The following is a 14,248-nucleotide window of genomic DNA, read 5'->3' as shown; positions in this document are numbered from 1 at the left end:
CATGCCGGCGCGGGCGGCCTCTTCGGCCAGCGGCTCGCGGGCCGAGCGCTTGGTGCCGACGAACAGGATGGTGCCGCGCTTCTGCGCCAGGCCCGACAGGAAGTTCATCGCGTCGGTGAACAGCGGCAGGGTCTTCTCGAGATTGATGATGTGGATCTTGCCGCGCGCGCCGAAGATGTACGGGGCCATCTTCGGGTTCCAGTAGCGGGTCTGGTGACCGAAATGCACGCCAGCTTCGAGCATCTGGCGCATGGTGACTTGAGCCATGGTGGTATTCCTGATTGTTGGGGCGCGGCCGTATCGATGACGGAAGCGACCCGGGGGTTGGGACCTCCACGCATCCCCGGCTTCGACCACGGCCGCCGAAAGGCGAACCGCAGCACCCCGAAGACGGTGCCGATGCGTGTGTGGCGTTGGTTGGGCTTGATGGCGCGTGGGCGCTACAATCCCGTTTCGTCTTGCGCCGCGGGCCCTTGGCTAAGGCCTTCAGTGGCTTGCAAAACCGTGCAATTGTAGCCGGCATGCCGGCTTGGCGGCAAGTTGCCCGCGGATGGGCGGCGCCGTCTCCTCCGAAGCGGATTCCATGGCCATTACCCTCAAATCTCCCCAGGACCTCGAAGGCATGCGCGTCGCCGGCCAGCTGGCGGCCGAAGTGCTGGCGCTGCTCAAGGAGCACGTCAAGCCCGGCGTCACCACCGAGGACCTCGACCGCATCGCCTACGAGCACATCGTCAACGTGCAGAAGGCGGTGCCCGCCAACGTGGGCTACAACGGCTTTCCCAAGACCCTGTGCACCTCGGTCAACCACGTGATCTGCCACGGCATCCCGACGCCGGGCAAGGTGCTCAAGGATGGCGACATCATCAACCTGGACGTCACCGTCATCAAGGACGGCTGGCACGGCGACACCAGCCGCATGTATTTCGTCGGCACGCCGTCGGTCCTGGCCAGGCGCCTGGTGGACACGACCTTCGAGGCGATGATGCGGGGCATCGAGCAGGTGCGCCCAGGCGCCCACCTGGGCGACATCGGCCATGCCATCCAGAAGCACGCCGAGGCGGCCGGCTTCTCGGTGGTGCGCGAGTATTGCGGCCACGGCATCGGCAAGGTCTACCACGACGAGCCGCAGGTGCTGCACTACGGCAAGCCGGACACCGGCGTGGAGCTGAAGAAGGGGATGACCTTCACCGTCGAGCCGATGGTCAACGCGGGCAAGCCGCAGACCCGCCAGCTGCCCGACGGCTGGACGGTGGTGACCAAGGACCACTCGCTGTCCGCGCAGTGGGAACACACCGTGGCGGTGACCGACGACGGCTTCGAGATCCTGACGCCCTGGCCGGATGCCTGAAGCGTGAGCCCCTCTCCCACCGGGAGAGGGGTTGGGTGAGGGTCCGGTATCGTCGGACAGCCCGCTTCGCCCGCACCCTCTCCCGGAGGGAGGGAATCGTCATATCGGCGCGCGTGTAAGCTCGACATCCCTGCTCAGATGGCTGCCGTGACCACCGAATCCGTCCGTCCCGCGCTCCCCCCGTTGCCGCGCCTGCCGTCGGCCGTCCCGCGCTCGGGCGTCTCGGTGGAAGCCCGCCGCGCGTTGCGCCAGTTGCTGGACGATGTCGACCGTGCGCTGACCACCGCCTTCCGCGACGGCGCCGATGCCGGCGCGCTGGCCCGGCGCCGGGGCGAAGCGGTCGCATGCGTGGTCGCGCACGTCTGGACCGCGTGCCTGGGCGAGGGCGGAGGGGCCGCACTGTTCGCCGTCGGCGGCTTCGGCCGCGGGCTGCTGTTTCCCCATTCGGACGTCGATCTGCTGGCGCTGGTGCGCGAAGCGGAGCCGGCCCGCCTGCGCGCCCTGGAACAATGCTTCGCCACTTTGTGGGACGTGGGCCTGAAGGTCGGCCACGCCGTGCGTGACCCGCTGCAGTGCCGCGCGCTGGCAGCCCGCGAGGCCAGCGTGTTCACCAGCCTGCTCGATGCGCGCCGGCTGGTCGGCGACCGCGCCATGGAGGCCGAACTGCAGGCGATCGTGCAGGACCCGGCGCTGTGGCCGCCAGCGGCCTATCTGGCCGTGCGCCTGGCCGAGCGCGACGCACGCCACGCGCGCTACGACGATACCGCCTACAACCTGGAGCCCAACATCAAGGAAGGGCCGGGCGGACTGCGCACGCTGGACGCGCTGCGCTGGCTCGGCAAGCGCCTGGCGCATGCCGACGGTTTCGAGGCGATGGTCGGCGAGGGCCTGCTCGATCCGGCCGAATGCGCCACGCTGGAGCAGTCCGAGGCGACCCTGCGCCGCTACCGCTATGCGCTGCACCTGGAGGCAGGCCGCGCCGAGGAGCGGCTGCTGTTCGATTACCAGCGCGCGCTGGCCGGGCGGCTGGGCTTCGTCGACGAGCACGCCACCAACCTCGGCGTGGAGCAGTTCATGCAGGGCTACTACCGCGCGGCCAGCCAGATCGAGCGACTGGGCGTGCAGATCGTCGAGCGCTTCGAGGAAATGCTCGAGCCGGCACAGGCGCCGGTACCGGTCGGCGCGGATTTCCTGCGCTACGGCACGCGCCTGGCGGCACGCGACCCGGATGTGTTCACGCGCCGCCCCGCGGCGCTGGTGGAGGCGTTCATCGCGCGGCTGGACGAGCCGGGCATCGTCGGCTTCACCGCCGACACCATGCGCCGCATCCACCAGGCCACGGCGCAGCTCGACGGCGCGCTGGCCGACGAGCGCGAGGTGCTGGCCGCGTTCCTGCGCCTGCTGCGCCAGGGCGCACGCTCGGTCGACGCGCTGTGGCGGATGAACCGGCACGGCCTGCTGGCGGCGATCCTGCCCGCCTTCGGCCGCGTGTTCGGGCGCATGCAGTACGACCTGTTCCACGTCTACACGGTCGACGAGCACACCCTGCGCGTGCTGCACAACGTGGCGCGTTTCGCCGATCCGGCCGCGCAGGCGGAGTTCCCGCTGGCCCACGAGATCTGGCCCACGCTGCCCGCGCCGGAGGTGCTGCTGCTGGCGGCGCTGTTCCACGACATCGCCAAGGGCCGCGGGGGCGACCACTCGGTGCTGGGCGAGGAGGAGGCGCGCGCGTTCTGCGCGAAGCTCGGCTTGCCGCCCAACGACGTCGAGCGGGTGGCCTGGCTGGTCCGCCATCACCTGGTGATGAGCGTGACCGCACAACGCCAGGACATCACCGACCCGGACGTGGTCGCGCGCTTCGCCGAGGTGGTGGAGAACCGCGAGCAGCTGGGCCAGCTCTATCTCCTCACCATCGCCGACATCATCGGCACCAGTCCCAAGCTGTGGAACGGCTGGAAGGACCGCCTGCTGGCCGACCTCTACAGCGCGACGCGCTACGCCCTGCGCAGCGACGTGGAGCTGCCGCGCGATGCCGGCACCCGGGTGCGCGAATGCCAGGAATACGCGCTGCCGCTGTTGCAGGCCGACGGTTTCGATGCCGCCACGGTCGAGCGCGTGTGGCGGGGTTTCCCGCAGGCCAGCTTCCTTCGCCACCGGCCCGAACAGATCGCCTGGCAGACCGCCGCGATCCTGCGCGCCGGCGGCGCGCTGCCGCTGATCGCGGTGCATCCGCTGTCGGTGCGCGGCACCACCGAGCTGTTCGTCTACACCCCCGACCGCGACGGCCTGTTCGCCACCGTCACCGCCATGCTCGACCGGCTGCGCCTGTCGGTGCTGGAGGCGCGCGTGCTGGTCTCGCCGCACGGCATGGCGCAGGACACTTTCCTGTTGCTGGACACCGAGACGCAGCAGCCGGCGACCCCCGCGAGGGCGGAAGAACTGCAGCACCGTCTGGCCCGCGCGCTGGCCCAGACGGTGCCGGTGCATCCGGCGCGGCGCAGCGCCTCGCGGCAGCTGAAGCACTTCCAGATGACCCCGCGGATCGCGTTCCATGCGGCCGGCGGGCGCACCCAGCTGGCGCTGGTGTGCACCGACCGTCCCGGCCTGCTGGCCGCCGTGGCGCAAGCCATGGTGGAGGCGCAGGTACGCGTACACGATGCGCGCATCGCCACCTTCGGCGAACGGGTGGAGGATTTCTTCCAGCTCACCGACCGCCACGACGCACCGCTGGGCGAGCCGCAGCAGGAGCAGTTGCGGCAGGCCCTGCTGGCGCGGTTGGGGCAGGGCGGCTAGGCACGTCCTCCCCTGCGTGCAGGGGGATGCGTGCTCTGGCCCGCGCGAAGAGCGATCCCCTCCCAGCCTTCCCTTGCGGGCAGGGGGGGCAAAGGATCAGGCGCGCGCGTCGGCCCCCCACAGCGCTTCCATGTCCACCTCGATGTCCAGCGCGGCCAGGTCGACCACTTCGCTGATGTGATGCGCCTCCACGTCGCCACGGCGGCGGATCGGCGAGCCGACGCGCAGGCCATCGTGGGTGGTGAGCGAAGCGACCACCGGCTGGTGGCTGGCCGGGCCACGCTGCACCGCCACCGCGATCGAGCCGCTGCGCAGGCGCACCCCGGTGCCGGGCGGGTAGATGCCCAGCGTCTTGATGAACATCCGGGCGAGTCGCTCGTCCAGTGCGGCCCCCTCGTTGAGGAACATCCAGCGCAACGCCAGGGTGGGCTGCAGCGGCGGGCGGTAGTCGCGGCCCGAGACCCGCGCGCAGTAGACGTCGGCCAGCGCCAGCAGGCGCGCCGGTCGGCCGATCTCCTCGCCACGCTTGCCGCCGGGGTAGCCGCTGCCGTCGGCGCGTTCGTGGTGGTCGCGCACGGCATTCAGCCAGGCGGCGCTGCTGATGCCGTGGTCGCGCAGCCGCGCCACGCCGAGCCGGCAGTGCGCGCGTACCGCCGTGTGCTGGTCGTCCGAGAGCGGCCCTTCCAGTGCGACCAGCTGATCGTGCAGCTCGAACATGCCGATGTTCATGGTCAGCGCCGCCGAAACGGTGGCGGCCAGTTCCGCGGGTTCCAGCGCCATCGCGGTGCCGGTGAGCTGGCAGGCGATCGCGGCGTTGACCGCGTGGCGGGTGCCGTAGGGCCCTTCCGGGCGCAACAGGATGCTGGCCAACGCCACGTCGGGATTGCGCTGGCAGGCCTCGCGCACCCGCTCGGTGATGCCGGCCAGCGCGCCGGGGAAATCCGCCGGCGCCGGGTCCGCCAGCAATGCCTGCAGGTGCTCGCGCGCTTCCAGCACCAGCGCGAGCGGCGATGGTGCGGGCGGCAGGAACGGCCCGCGGCACTCCTCCTCCGAGCCGTAGAACAGGCCGTGCTCGAGCAGCTTGCCCAGTTGCGCCTCGCCGATCACCTGGCCCAGGCGCATCAGCAGCTTGCCCCTGGCGTCGTAGGCGTTGAATCGAAGAGGTTGTCCGACCGTGATTTCGGCCGGGTCGATCGGGCGCCGTGGCATGGCTCTAGGGTCTCCGTCTCACCCGGTCCATGAGCCGCGGGGAGCAGAAGGGAATCGGCCCGTCCCGGGCAAACTTGAGCCGCCGGCCGATGCGGTGGCCCGCTCCGTATACTTGGGCGAATTTTTCCGCGAGCCTCCCATGCCCTCCATCGCCACCCTGATCGACGACGCCTTCGAGCGCCGCAACGAACTCGGCCAGACCGAAATCGAAACCCACCTGCGGCCGGCGCTGGCCCAGGTACTGGACCTGCTCGAGTCGGGCGAGCAGCGCGTGGCCGAGCCGGACGGTCGGGGCGGCTGGACGGTCAACCAGTGGCTCAAGAAGGCGGTGCTGCTGTACTTCCGCATCAACGGCAACCGCGTCGTGGACGGCGGCCCGGCGCTGGCCTTCGACAAGGTGCCGCTGCGCTTCGGCCACGGCAACGACGCGGACGTGGAGAGCCTGGGTGCGCGCGTGGTGCCGGGCGCGCTGGTGCGCCGGGGCGCCCACATCGCCCGGGACGCGGTGCTGATGCCGAGCTACGTCAACATCGGCGCCTACGTCGGCCCCGGCACGATGGTCGACACCTGGGCCACAGTCGGTTCCTGCGCGCAGATCGGCGCACGCGTGCACCTGTCCGGCGGAGTGGGCATCGGCGGCGTGCTCGAGCCGCTGCAGGCCAACCCCACCATCATCGAGGACGACTGCTTCATCGGCGCGCGCTCCGAGGTGGTCGAAGGCGTGGTGGTGGAAAAGGGCAGCGTGATCGGCATGGGCGTGTTCCTGGGCCAGTCCACCCGGATCTACAACCGCGCCACCGGCGAGGTCAGCTACGGCCGCATCCCGGCCGGCAGCGTGGTGGTCGCCGGCAGCCTGCCCGCGAAGGACGGCAGCCACAGCCTGTACGCCGCGGTGATCGTCAAACAGGTCGATGCGAAGACGCGGGCGAAGACCGGCATCAACGAACTGCTGCGCGCCGGTGAATGAGAAGGCCGGGAGTGGGTCGACCCCACTGCCCGCAAGCCCGGCCTTGCGCCTCCGCCATCCTCCCCCGCCTCTTGCTGGAACGAAACCATGACCACCACCCTTTACGGCCTGCCCACCTGCGACACCTGCCGCAAGGCTCGTAACTGGCTCGCCCGCTTCGAGGTGCCGCACGATTTCGTCGACTACCGCGCCGAGCCGGTCCCGGCGGCCACGCTCAAGGCGTGGGCGCAGCAGCTGGGCGGCTGGGAGAAGCTGGTCAACAAGTCCTCCACCACCTGGCGCAACCTGCTGCCGCAGCGAAAGAACCCCGGCAGCGATCCGGAGTGGACCCTGTTGCTCAGGGAGTACCCGGCGCTGGTGCGCCGGCCGGTGGTCGTGCGCGATGGCGCGCCGGTGAGCGTCGGGTTCAGCGACAACGGCTTCAAGAAGCTGTTCGGCAAGTGACCTGATCTGCAACGGGACTGTCCATGAGCGACCTGCTCGACCTGACCTGCGACCTGATCCGGCGCCGCTCGGTGACGCCCGAGGATGCCGGCTGCCAGGCGCTCATCGCCGAACGGCTCGCGCGCGCCGGGTTCGCCGTCGAGCACCTGCGCCACGGCGCGGTCGACAACCTGTGGGCCACCCACGGTGGCGATGGCCCGACGCTGGTGTTCCTCGGCCACACCGACGTGGTGCCGAGCGGCCCGGCGTCCTCCTGGCAGACCCCGCCGTTCGAGCCGGTCGTGCGCGATGGCCGCCTGCATGGCCGGGGCGCGGCCGACATGAAAGGGTCGGTCGCCGCGATGGTGCTGGCGCTGGAGCATTTCGTCGCTTCCCATCCCGGGCATGCCGGTCGCGTCGCACTGCTGCTGACCAGCGACGAGGAAGGTCCGAGCAACCTCGATGGCGTGCGCCGCGTGGCCGATGCCTTCCGCCTGCGCGGCGAGCGCCTGGACTGGTGCGTGGTCGGCGAGCCCTCGTCGAAGGAGCGGCTGGGCGACCTGATCCGCGTGGGCCGTCGCGGTTCGCTCTCGGGAACGCTCACCGTGCGCGGCGTGCAGGGTCACGTGGCCTATCCCGAGAAAGCCGACAACCCGATCCACGCCTTCGCGCCGGCGCTGGCGGAACTGGCGGCCACGCGCTGGGACGAGGGCAACGCGGACTTCCCGCCGACCTCGTTCCAGGTGTCCAACCTCAACGCTGGCACCGGCGCCACCAATGTGATTCCCGGCGCGCTCGTCGCGCAGATCAACTTCCGCTACTCGACCGCCAGCACGGCGGTGGACCTGCGCATGCGCACCGAGGCCATCCTCGCCCGCCATGGCCTGGACTGGCAGCTGGACTGGAACCTGTCCGGCGAACCTTTCCTCAGTCCGGCCGGCGGACGCCTGCGCGAGACCGTGCGGGCCGTGTGCCGCGAACTGGCTGGCGTGGAACCGGAGCAGAGCACCGGCGGCGGTACCTCGGACGGGCGCTTCATCGCGCCGCTGGGGGCGGAGGTGGTGGAGCTGGGGCCGGTCAATGCGACCATCCACAAGGTGGACGAGTGCGTGGCCATCGCCGACCTCGAACGGCTGCCGGCGCTGTACCGGGCCATCTGCGAGCGGTTGCTCGGCTGAGCGCAGCGGGCTCCCTTGGGAGTGAGCCCGGTTCCGCGGCACCGCTTTGCATCTTCGCGAGCCCCGGCCCCTCACCCCAGCCCTGGGGAAGGGGCTGGGAGCGATGGGCTGGACCGCCTACGGGGCAGCGGTCGCGCTGCAAGCTGCTGCCCGCTCCAGCATCAGCGCCTGCTCCTGCGCGTTGCGCGTCAGGCCGGCTGCGCGCTCGAACTCCACCCGGGCCTCGTCGTGGCGTCCGAGCCTGGCCAGCAGATCGCCGCGCACCGCCGGCAGCAGATGGTAGTCGGCCAGGGCCGGCACCTCGCGCAGGGCATCGACCAGCACCAGCCCGGCGGCCGGTCCCTCGGCCATCGCGACCGCCACCGCGCGGTTGAGCTCGACTACGGGCGAGGGCGCCACGCGCGCGAGCCTTGCGTAGAGCGCGGCGATGCGTGCCCAGTCGGTCGCCTCCGCGGTGGTCGCGCGCGCGTGGCAGGCGGCAATGGCCGCCTGCAGGGCATACGGCCCCTCCGCGCCGCCCAGCCGGCTGGCGCGTTCAAGCGCCTCCAGCCCGCGGTGGATCAGCAGCTGGTCCCACAGCGCGCGGTTCTGCTCCAGCAGCAGCACCGGGCGTCCGTCGGCACCGATCCGGGCGTGGTTGCGCGAGGCCTGGATCTCCATCAGCGCCAGCAGCCCCAGCACCTCCGGTTCGCGCGGCATCAGGCCGGCCAGCGTGCGTCCCAGCCGCAAGGCTTCCTCGCACAGGGCCGGGCGCATCCAGTCGTCGCCGGCGGTGGCCGTGTAGCCCTCGTTGAAGACCAGGTAGATCACGCCCAGCACGGCTGCCAGGCGCTCCGACAAGGCCTCCCCGCGGGGTACCTCGAACGGCACGCGCTTGTCGGCCAGGGTGCGCTTGGCGCGCACGATGCGCTGGGCGATGGTCGGTTCGGCGCTCAAGAATGCGCGGGCGATCTCCGCGGTGGTCAGGCCACCGAGCAGGCGCAGGGTCAGGGCCACCTGGGCCTCGGTCGACAGGGCCGGGTGACAGGCGGTGAAGATCAGTCGCAGCAGGTCGTCGCCGATGTCGTCGTCGAGCGCTTCGAGGTTGGGCATCGTGAACGCCTCGTGCTCCGGATCGCCATCCAGCGCCGCGTGCTTGCGCTCGACCAGCTGGCGGTGCCGCAGCAGGTCGATGCCGCGCCGCTTGGCCGCGGTCATCAGCCAGGCGCCGGGGTTGTCGGGCACGCCCGCGTCCGGCCAGCGCTCCAGCGCCGCGACCAGCGCGTCCTGCGCCAGCTCCTCGGCCAGGTCGATGTCGCGCACGACGCGGATCAGAGCGGCGACCAGCTTGGGCGCCTCCAGGCGCCAGACGGTTTCGATCGCGCGGTGGGTGTCGGCTTGGCTCATGCGGCCGATCAGACCACCGCCGGCACCGCCCGGCAAGCCTGCGGGGACGCCGCAGGCGGGCGTCAGCTATGGCTTGCCGGCCACTTCCGCACGCAGGCGTTCCTCGGTGGCGCGCAGCTCGGGCGTCAACGCCTCGCCGAAGTCCTCCGCCTCGAACAGGGGGCGGATCTCGATCGCACATTCGCCGTCGAACGGCGCCGGGCAGCGCCGCGCCCATTCGAGCGCCTCGTCCATCGAGCGGACCTGCCACAGCCAGAAGCCGGCGATCAGCTCCCTGGTGTCGGCGAAGGGGCCGTCGACCACGCTGCGGCCGTGGCCGGCGAAGTACACCCGCTTGCCGTCGGCGCTGGGCTTGAGCCCCTCGCCGGCCAGCATCACGCCCGCCTTCACCAGTTGTTCGTTGAACGCCAGCATCTCGCTCAGGCGCTTTTCGCTCGGGGGCACGCCGGCTTCCGATTCGGTCGTGGCGCGGACCATCACCATGCAACGCATCGTCGTTCTCCTTACCAGGCGCCGGCGGGTGCCGGCTCTCGATGGCACGACGCGCGGCGGGCGCCGTTTTCGACATCGACCCGTTCGACCCGGCCTGCGGCATGATGGCTGTCCTGCCACCCCCTGCCGGGAGCTCTCATGCACGCCCGCGGAACCTTCGACGTAAAGCTCGCGCCCCGGCCGGCCGCGCCCGGGACCGAAGCGGCGCAACTCGGTCGCCTGTCGATCGACAAGCGCTTCCACGGCGACCTGCAGGCGACCAGCCTGGGCGAGATGCTTTCGGCCGGCACCGAGGTGCCGGATTCCGCCGGCTATGTCGCGATCGAGCGGGTCAGCAGCACCCTGCATGGGCGTCAGGGCGGATTCGTGCTGATGCACTACGGGTTGATGGAGCGTGGTGCCCCCAGCCTGCGGGTGTCGGTCGTGCCCGATTCGGGGACCGGGGAGCTGGCGGGCCTCCGCGGCGAGCTGGCGATCCGCATCGAGCAGGGGCGACACGAGTACACCTTCGAGTACGCGTTGCCGTAACCGCTTTCCTCCCGAGGGAGCGAGCGGTCACGGCGAGCGGGGGGCGAGCGTCAGGGTCCACCGGGCGGGGCCCGGCAGCAGTGGCGTGGGGTGGCCCTCGACCCAATCGGCATGCCCGGCGCCGTAGTAGGGCGAGAGCGGGTTGTCGCTCTGCCCCGCAGGCATTTCCAGGATCCCGCGCGCCTCGTGCCCCGGCGACACGGCCAGGCGTTCGGAGGCACCGAAACCGGGCGCCGCCACGCGCGGCATGTCGGCGTCGCCCGGCAACGGCTGCTCCGGCATGTCCAGGAAGTGCGCCAGCACGTGCGGCAGCGCGGGCGAGAGCGCGTGGTGGATGCCGGCGGGATTGACCTCGCCCCAGGTGCGTGCGGCCAGCCCGCCGGGCTGCGCGCCGAGCCGATTGGCCACGCGGCGGGCGGCATCCTCGAGCAGCGCGTTCCAGCTCGCGTAGTGTGGATCGAGCAGCCACGCCGGCTGGTTGCGCAGCAGTGACCACACCGCCGCCTCGGCGTTGCCGGCGCCGGACGGCCAGGCGAACTCGGGGTAACGGGCCCGCACCCGTGCCACGAACGGCGCCAGCGCCAGCCGGTGCACTTCCGTACGGAAGGCGCGCACCAGCCGGTAGTCGACGCTGTCGGGCGAGGCCCGGTTGCGCCAGCCGGCGGTCAGCTCACGCAATGACCGGGTCGCCGGATCGCGTGTGTCCGCCAGCGTGTCCTGCAGCAGGCGCTGCCAGGGCGTCAGGAAAAGCGCGCGGTCGTCCAGCTGGATGTCGAGCAGGTCGCCCGGGCTGAACGCGGTGCGCATGCGCAGGTCGTCGCGGATCTGCTGGGCGCGCGCCCCGAGGTCATGGCCGCCGTTGCCGAGCAGCGCCAGCGCCGGACCGTCGACGGTGCGGTTGTTGGCCGTCCACAGCCGGCCTCCGCGTGGGTCGGTCACGTGCGGGTACTGCGCCGGCGCGGCCCAGCCCTGCCAGCCGCTGCCCGCTAGCGACCAGTCCGCCGGCAGCTGTGGTTCGCTGCCGGACGGACGCCGCGGGATGGCGTTGCCGGCGATGGTCCAGCCGACGTGGCCCGCGCGGTCGGCCACCAGCAGGTTCTGCGGCGGCATGCCCATGGTCGGTGCCAGGTCCAGCGCCGTGGCGACGTCGGGCGCGTGCTCGAGCTGCATCAGGGCGAGGTTGTAGGCATGCGGGTCCTGCGCGATCCAGGCCAGGGCCAGCGGCGTGCCGTCGGTGTCCCGGGCGATGACCGGCCCCCAGCGCGTGTCCTGTACATCCAGCACGCGGTCGGGCGCGCCTCTGACGTGGATGCGCTCGGCATGCTGCTCGATCCTCGCCCAGCCGCCGGGCACCTTGTAGCGCGTGGGGTCGTCCGGATCGCGGGTGACCCGCACCCAGTCCAGCCGGTCGCCGTAGCTGTTGGTGAAGCCCCAGGCGACCTGCCCGTTGGAGCCGGCGACCAGCGCCGGCGTGCCGGGCAGGGTCACGCCGACCGCGTCGCGCGTGCCGCCGGGTGCCCCGGCATCGGGGTAACGCAGGCGCGCATGGAACCAGATGTCCGGCACGCGCAGGCCCAGGTGCATGTCGTTGGCGAGCAGCGCTGAGCCGGTGCCGGTGAGCTGGCCGCCGACGGCGAAGTTGTTGCTGCCCGGATAGCGCTCTTCCAGCGCGGGGGCGGGAACAGCAGCGACGGGGACGGCCGTCGTGGCCGACGCCGCGCCGTTGCGCAGGTCGAACACCGCCGCGCCGGGCACCATCGCCGGGCGCGACAGGGTGCCGCTGAGCGGCGCTTCCCAGTCCGGGTCCGGCGCAAGCAGGAAATCCACCAGTGCCGCCGGCAGCACCGCGCGCATGCGCGCGATGTCCAGCTCGCGCGTGTTGTGCCCATGGCCGTTGAGATCCAGGTACATCGCGCCGATCACCAGCAGGGAATCTTCCGCGCGCCAGGGCCTGGGCTGGCTGTCCAGCAGGAAGTACTCCCACGGCTTCTCGCGCAGGTCGGGCAGGCCCGCGTTCACGCCGTCGCGGTAGCGCTCCAGCACCTGCCTCTGCGCCGGGCTCATCGCTGCGTAGGCAGCCCGCGCCACCGCACGCAGGCGGTGGCGGCGGGTGTCCAGGTCGCTGTCCAGCGCTGCCGGACCGATCAGTTCGGCCAGCTCGCCGGCGGCCACACGGCGCATCAGGTCCATCTCGAACCAGCGCTCCTGCGCATGCACGAAGCCCAGGGCGAAGGTGGCATCGGCGCGGCTGCGCGCATCGATGGTGACGCCGCCGCTGGCATCACGCGCGATCGTCACCGGTGCGGCCAGGCCGGCCACCCGGAGCGTGCCATCCAGCCGCGCGCGGCTGCCGGCCAGCAGGTACCAGCCGGCCGCGAACGCCACCGCCAGCAGCGCCAGCACGAGAAGCGCCAGGGCGCGCCACCAGGGGAACCGGCGGCGCCTCATTCGGGCGCGAACACCGCGAACATGCCGGCGTAGGGCTTGACCATGAAGGCCGGTGCGCCGGCGTAGCCGTCGCTGTCCAGGTAGAACCGGGAAATGGTCCCGTCGAGGAACAGCGCGTCGCGGCAGCCGAGCTCGTCACGGAACAGCCGCGCGAAAGTGTGGAAGTTGACCGGCGCCTCGCTCACCGCGAAGACCACGTTGCGCGGGGTGCGCGCGCACACGCCGCTGCGCCACTTCAGGCTGTCCGAATCGTGCACGAAGGCCGGGTTGATCCGGCCATCGATGACCAGCATCGGCCCCGACTGCGTGGCCCACTGCGGCTTGCGCCCGTCGGCCTTGAACTGCGCACTGGTCTCCACCGCTGCCTTGCCGTCGGGATAGATCGCGAACACGCCGTTGGGCAGCAGGGAGAAATTGCCGGACGCGGGATTGCCGTGTGCCATGTTGAGCGGCACCAGTGCCTCGCCATCCTCCACGTACAGCCCCAGCGGCCTGAACGATGCGTCGTAGATGCCGGCGTTGGCGGCGAACAGCAGCCGCCGGCCGCGCTTCTCGCCCCACTGGCGCAGGCTGTCGATGTCGCCGAACGGCTCGCCGCTGCCGGGTTCACGCCAGTGCAGGGTGAGCGGCTCGCGCCCGAGGTCGATGCTCACCACGCGGAAGTTCTGTCCCTCGAACGCGCGCTCCTCGCTGTCCAGCGCGCGGGCTTGCGGCGCACAGCCGGCCAGGGTGGCCAGCAGCAGGGTGACGAGCGGGGCGAACGACAGGCGGGGGGCGGGGCGGATCATGCCCCGATGGTCGCTGTCTTGGCGCGACAGGTGCAAGTGTGCGGGCGGGCGCGTGTTCAGCCCGGGCGCTACACTTGGCGCTTTGCCACGGTTTCCCCGCCGATGTCGACCGCCTACTGCCCGATCGTCGCCACGCTCGGCTACGTGCTCTCGCCCGACCGCGGGCAGGTGTTGATGATCCACCGCAACGCGCGGCCGGACGACCAGCACCTGGGCAAGTACAACGGCCTGGGCGGCAAGATGGAGCCGGGCGAGGACATCGCCGCGTGCATGCGCCGCGAGATCCTCGAAGAGGCCGGCATCGAGTGCACCTCGATGCGCCTGCGCGGCACGCTCAACTGGCCCGGCTTCGGCAAGCACGGCGAGGACTGGCTGGGCTTCATCTTCCTGATCGACCGGTTCGAAGGCACCTGCCTGGCCGGCAACCACGAGGGCACGCTGGAATGGGTGCCGCGCGCGCGGCTGATGGAACTGCCGATGTGGGAGGGTGACCGCCACTTCCTGCCGCTGGTGTTCGATGAGGATCCGCGCCCGTTCCACGGCGTGATGCCGTACAAGGACGGACGCATGCAGGCCTGGTCCTACAGCCGGCTGTGACGGGGCACGCGGGTCCGCGGCAACTCCGCGGCAAGGGTTGCCTGCCGCGCCGTTGACGGGGCGGGGCGCAACATCGGTGGTTTCCCCTGCC

General features: G+C 71.4%; 13 protein-coding genes. 7 read left to right on the top strand and 6 right to left on the bottom strand.

Annotation, left to right across the window (positions count from 1 at the left end; genetic code table 11):
* Positions 1-267 (bottom strand): 30S ribosomal protein S2 (rpsB, locus tag VFH59_RS13455; protein WP_325165419.1); only part of this gene is annotated, 267 nt, incomplete at its 3' end.
* Between the two features lie 316 nt (positions 268-583).
* Between rpsB and map the strand changes: the two genes are divergently transcribed.
* On the top strand, positions 584-1,348 hold the full coding sequence (gene map, locus VFH59_RS13450) for a type I methionyl aminopeptidase (RefSeq protein WP_325165418.1): 765 nt from the start codon (positions 584-586) through the stop codon (positions 1,346-1,348).
* 147 nt (positions 1,349-1,495) lie between these two features.
* Positions 1,496-4,141, top strand: a complete 2,646-nt coding sequence (glnD, locus tag VFH59_RS13445) for a [protein-PII] uridylyltransferase (protein ID WP_325165417.1) — start codon at positions 1,496-1,498, stop codon at positions 4,139-4,141.
* Between the two features lie 96 nt (positions 4,142-4,237).
* On the opposite strand, the gene VFH59_RS13440 is transcribed toward glnD, so the two are convergent.
* Complete coding sequence (locus tag VFH59_RS13440) at positions 4,238-5,350, bottom strand: HD-GYP domain-containing protein (protein ID WP_325165416.1); 1,113 nt, start codon at positions 5,348-5,350, stop codon at positions 4,238-4,240.
* Positions 5,351-5,489: 139 nt separating this feature from the next.
* Here VFH59_RS13440 and dapD point away from each other — a divergent pair, with 139 nt between their 5' ends.
* From dapD to dapE, 3 genes are all read left to right on the top strand, one after another.
* The gene (gene dapD / locus VFH59_RS13435) at positions 5,490-6,317 is read left to right on the top strand and encodes a 2,3,4,5-tetrahydropyridine-2,6-dicarboxylate N-succinyltransferase (RefSeq protein ID WP_325165415.1); all 828 of its coding nucleotides are present in this window, start codon (positions 5,490-5,492) and stop codon (positions 6,315-6,317) included.
* Positions 6,318-6,404: 87 nt separating this feature from the next.
* Complete coding sequence (locus VFH59_RS13430; RefSeq protein ID WP_325165414.1) at positions 6,405-6,761, top strand: Spx/MgsR family RNA polymerase-binding regulatory protein; 357 nt, start codon at positions 6,405-6,407, stop codon at positions 6,759-6,761.
* A 23-nt stretch (positions 6,762-6,784) separates the two neighbouring features.
* Positions 6,785-7,918, top strand: coding sequence for a succinyl-diaminopimelate desuccinylase (gene dapE / locus VFH59_RS13425; RefSeq protein WP_325165413.1), 1,134 nt, complete (start codon positions 6,785-6,787; stop codon positions 7,916-7,918).
* Positions 7,919-8,035: 117 nt separating this feature from the next.
* On the opposite strand, the gene VFH59_RS13420 is transcribed toward dapE, so the two are convergent.
* Together VFH59_RS13420 and VFH59_RS13415 are read right to left on the bottom strand one after the other, a co-directional pair.
* Entirely contained in the window at positions 8,036-9,304 is a 1,269-nt protein-coding gene (locus VFH59_RS13420; RefSeq protein WP_325165412.1) for an RNA polymerase sigma factor, read from the bottom strand.
* A 66-nt stretch (positions 9,305-9,370) separates the two neighbouring features.
* Positions 9,371-9,796: a YciI family protein gene (locus VFH59_RS13415; protein WP_325165411.1), complete on the bottom strand. Its 426-nt coding sequence runs from the start codon at positions 9,794-9,796 to the stop codon at positions 9,371-9,373.
* A gap of 138 nt (positions 9,797-9,934) precedes the next feature.
* Between VFH59_RS13415 and VFH59_RS13410 the strand changes: the two genes are divergently transcribed.
* The gene (locus tag VFH59_RS13410; RefSeq protein WP_325165410.1) at positions 9,935-10,324 is read left to right on the top strand and encodes a DUF3224 domain-containing protein; all 390 of its coding nucleotides are present in this window, start codon (positions 9,935-9,937) and stop codon (positions 10,322-10,324) included.
* Between the two features lie 27 nt (positions 10,325-10,351).
* On the opposite strand, the gene VFH59_RS13405 is transcribed toward VFH59_RS13410, so the two are convergent.
* Complete coding sequence (locus tag VFH59_RS13405; protein ID WP_325165409.1) at positions 10,352-12,772, bottom strand: penicillin acylase family protein; 2,421 nt, start codon at positions 12,770-12,772, stop codon at positions 10,352-10,354.
* The gene (locus VFH59_RS13400) at positions 12,769-13,560 is read right to left on the bottom strand and encodes a phosphodiester glycosidase family protein (protein WP_325165408.1); all 792 of its coding nucleotides are present in this window, start codon (positions 13,558-13,560) and stop codon (positions 12,769-12,771) included. Before VFH59_RS13400 ends, VFH59_RS13405 begins: the two co-directional genes overlap by 4 nt.
* Positions 13,561-13,662: 102 nt before the next feature.
* Here VFH59_RS13400 and VFH59_RS13395 point away from each other — a divergent pair, with 102 nt between their 5' ends.
* Entirely contained in the window at positions 13,663-14,157 is a 495-nt protein-coding gene (locus VFH59_RS13395) for an 8-oxo-dGTP diphosphatase (protein ID WP_325165407.1), read from the top strand.
* Positions 14,158-14,248: the final 91 nt, after the last annotated feature.

The sequence above is a fragment of the Frateuria sp. genome (genome assembly GCF_035695185.1).
Lineage (GTDB): Bacteria > Pseudomonadota > Gammaproteobacteria > Xanthomonadales > Rhodanobacteraceae > Frateuria_A.
This window is presented reverse-complemented; position numbering and strand designations above follow the sequence as displayed.

Bases quoted from the DNA above. Each gene is read 5' to 3' on its own strand.
- VFH59_RS13410 (WP_325165410.1), top strand. From the start codon at position 9,935: ATGCACGCCCGCGGAACCTTCGACGTAAAGCTCGCGCCCCGGCCGGCC.
- VFH59_RS13420 (WP_325165412.1), bottom strand. From the start codon at position 9,304: ATGAGCCAAGCCGACACCCACCGCGCGATCGAAACCGTCTGGCGCCTG.
- VFH59_RS13400 (WP_325165408.1), bottom strand. From the start codon at position 13,560: ATGATCCGCCCCGCCCCCCGCCTGTCGTTCGCCCCGCTCGTCACCCTG.
- VFH59_RS13395 (WP_325165407.1), top strand. From the start codon at position 13,663: ATGTCGACCGCCTACTGCCCGATCGTCGCCACGCTCGGCTACGTGCTC.
- VFH59_RS13430 (WP_325165414.1), top strand. From the start codon at position 6,405: ATGACCACCACCCTTTACGGCCTGCCCACCTGCGACACCTGCCGCAAG.
- VFH59_RS13440 (WP_325165416.1), bottom strand. From the start codon at position 5,350: ATGCCACGGCGCCCGATCGACCCGGCCGAAATCACGGTCGGACAACCT.
- dapE (WP_325165413.1), top strand. From the start codon at position 6,785: ATGAGCGACCTGCTCGACCTGACCTGCGACCTGATCCGGCGCCGCTCG.
- VFH59_RS13415 (WP_325165411.1), bottom strand. From the start codon at position 9,796: ATGCGTTGCATGGTGATGGTCCGCGCCACGACCGAATCGGAAGCCGGC.
- dapD (WP_325165415.1), top strand. From the start codon at position 5,490: ATGCCCTCCATCGCCACCCTGATCGACGACGCCTTCGAGCGCCGCAAC.
- VFH59_RS13405 (WP_325165409.1), bottom strand. From the start codon at position 12,772: ATGAGGCGCCGCCGGTTCCCCTGGTGGCGCGCCCTGGCGCTTCTCGTG.
- map (WP_325165418.1), top strand. From the start codon at position 584: ATGGCCATTACCCTCAAATCTCCCCAGGACCTCGAAGGCATGCGCGTC.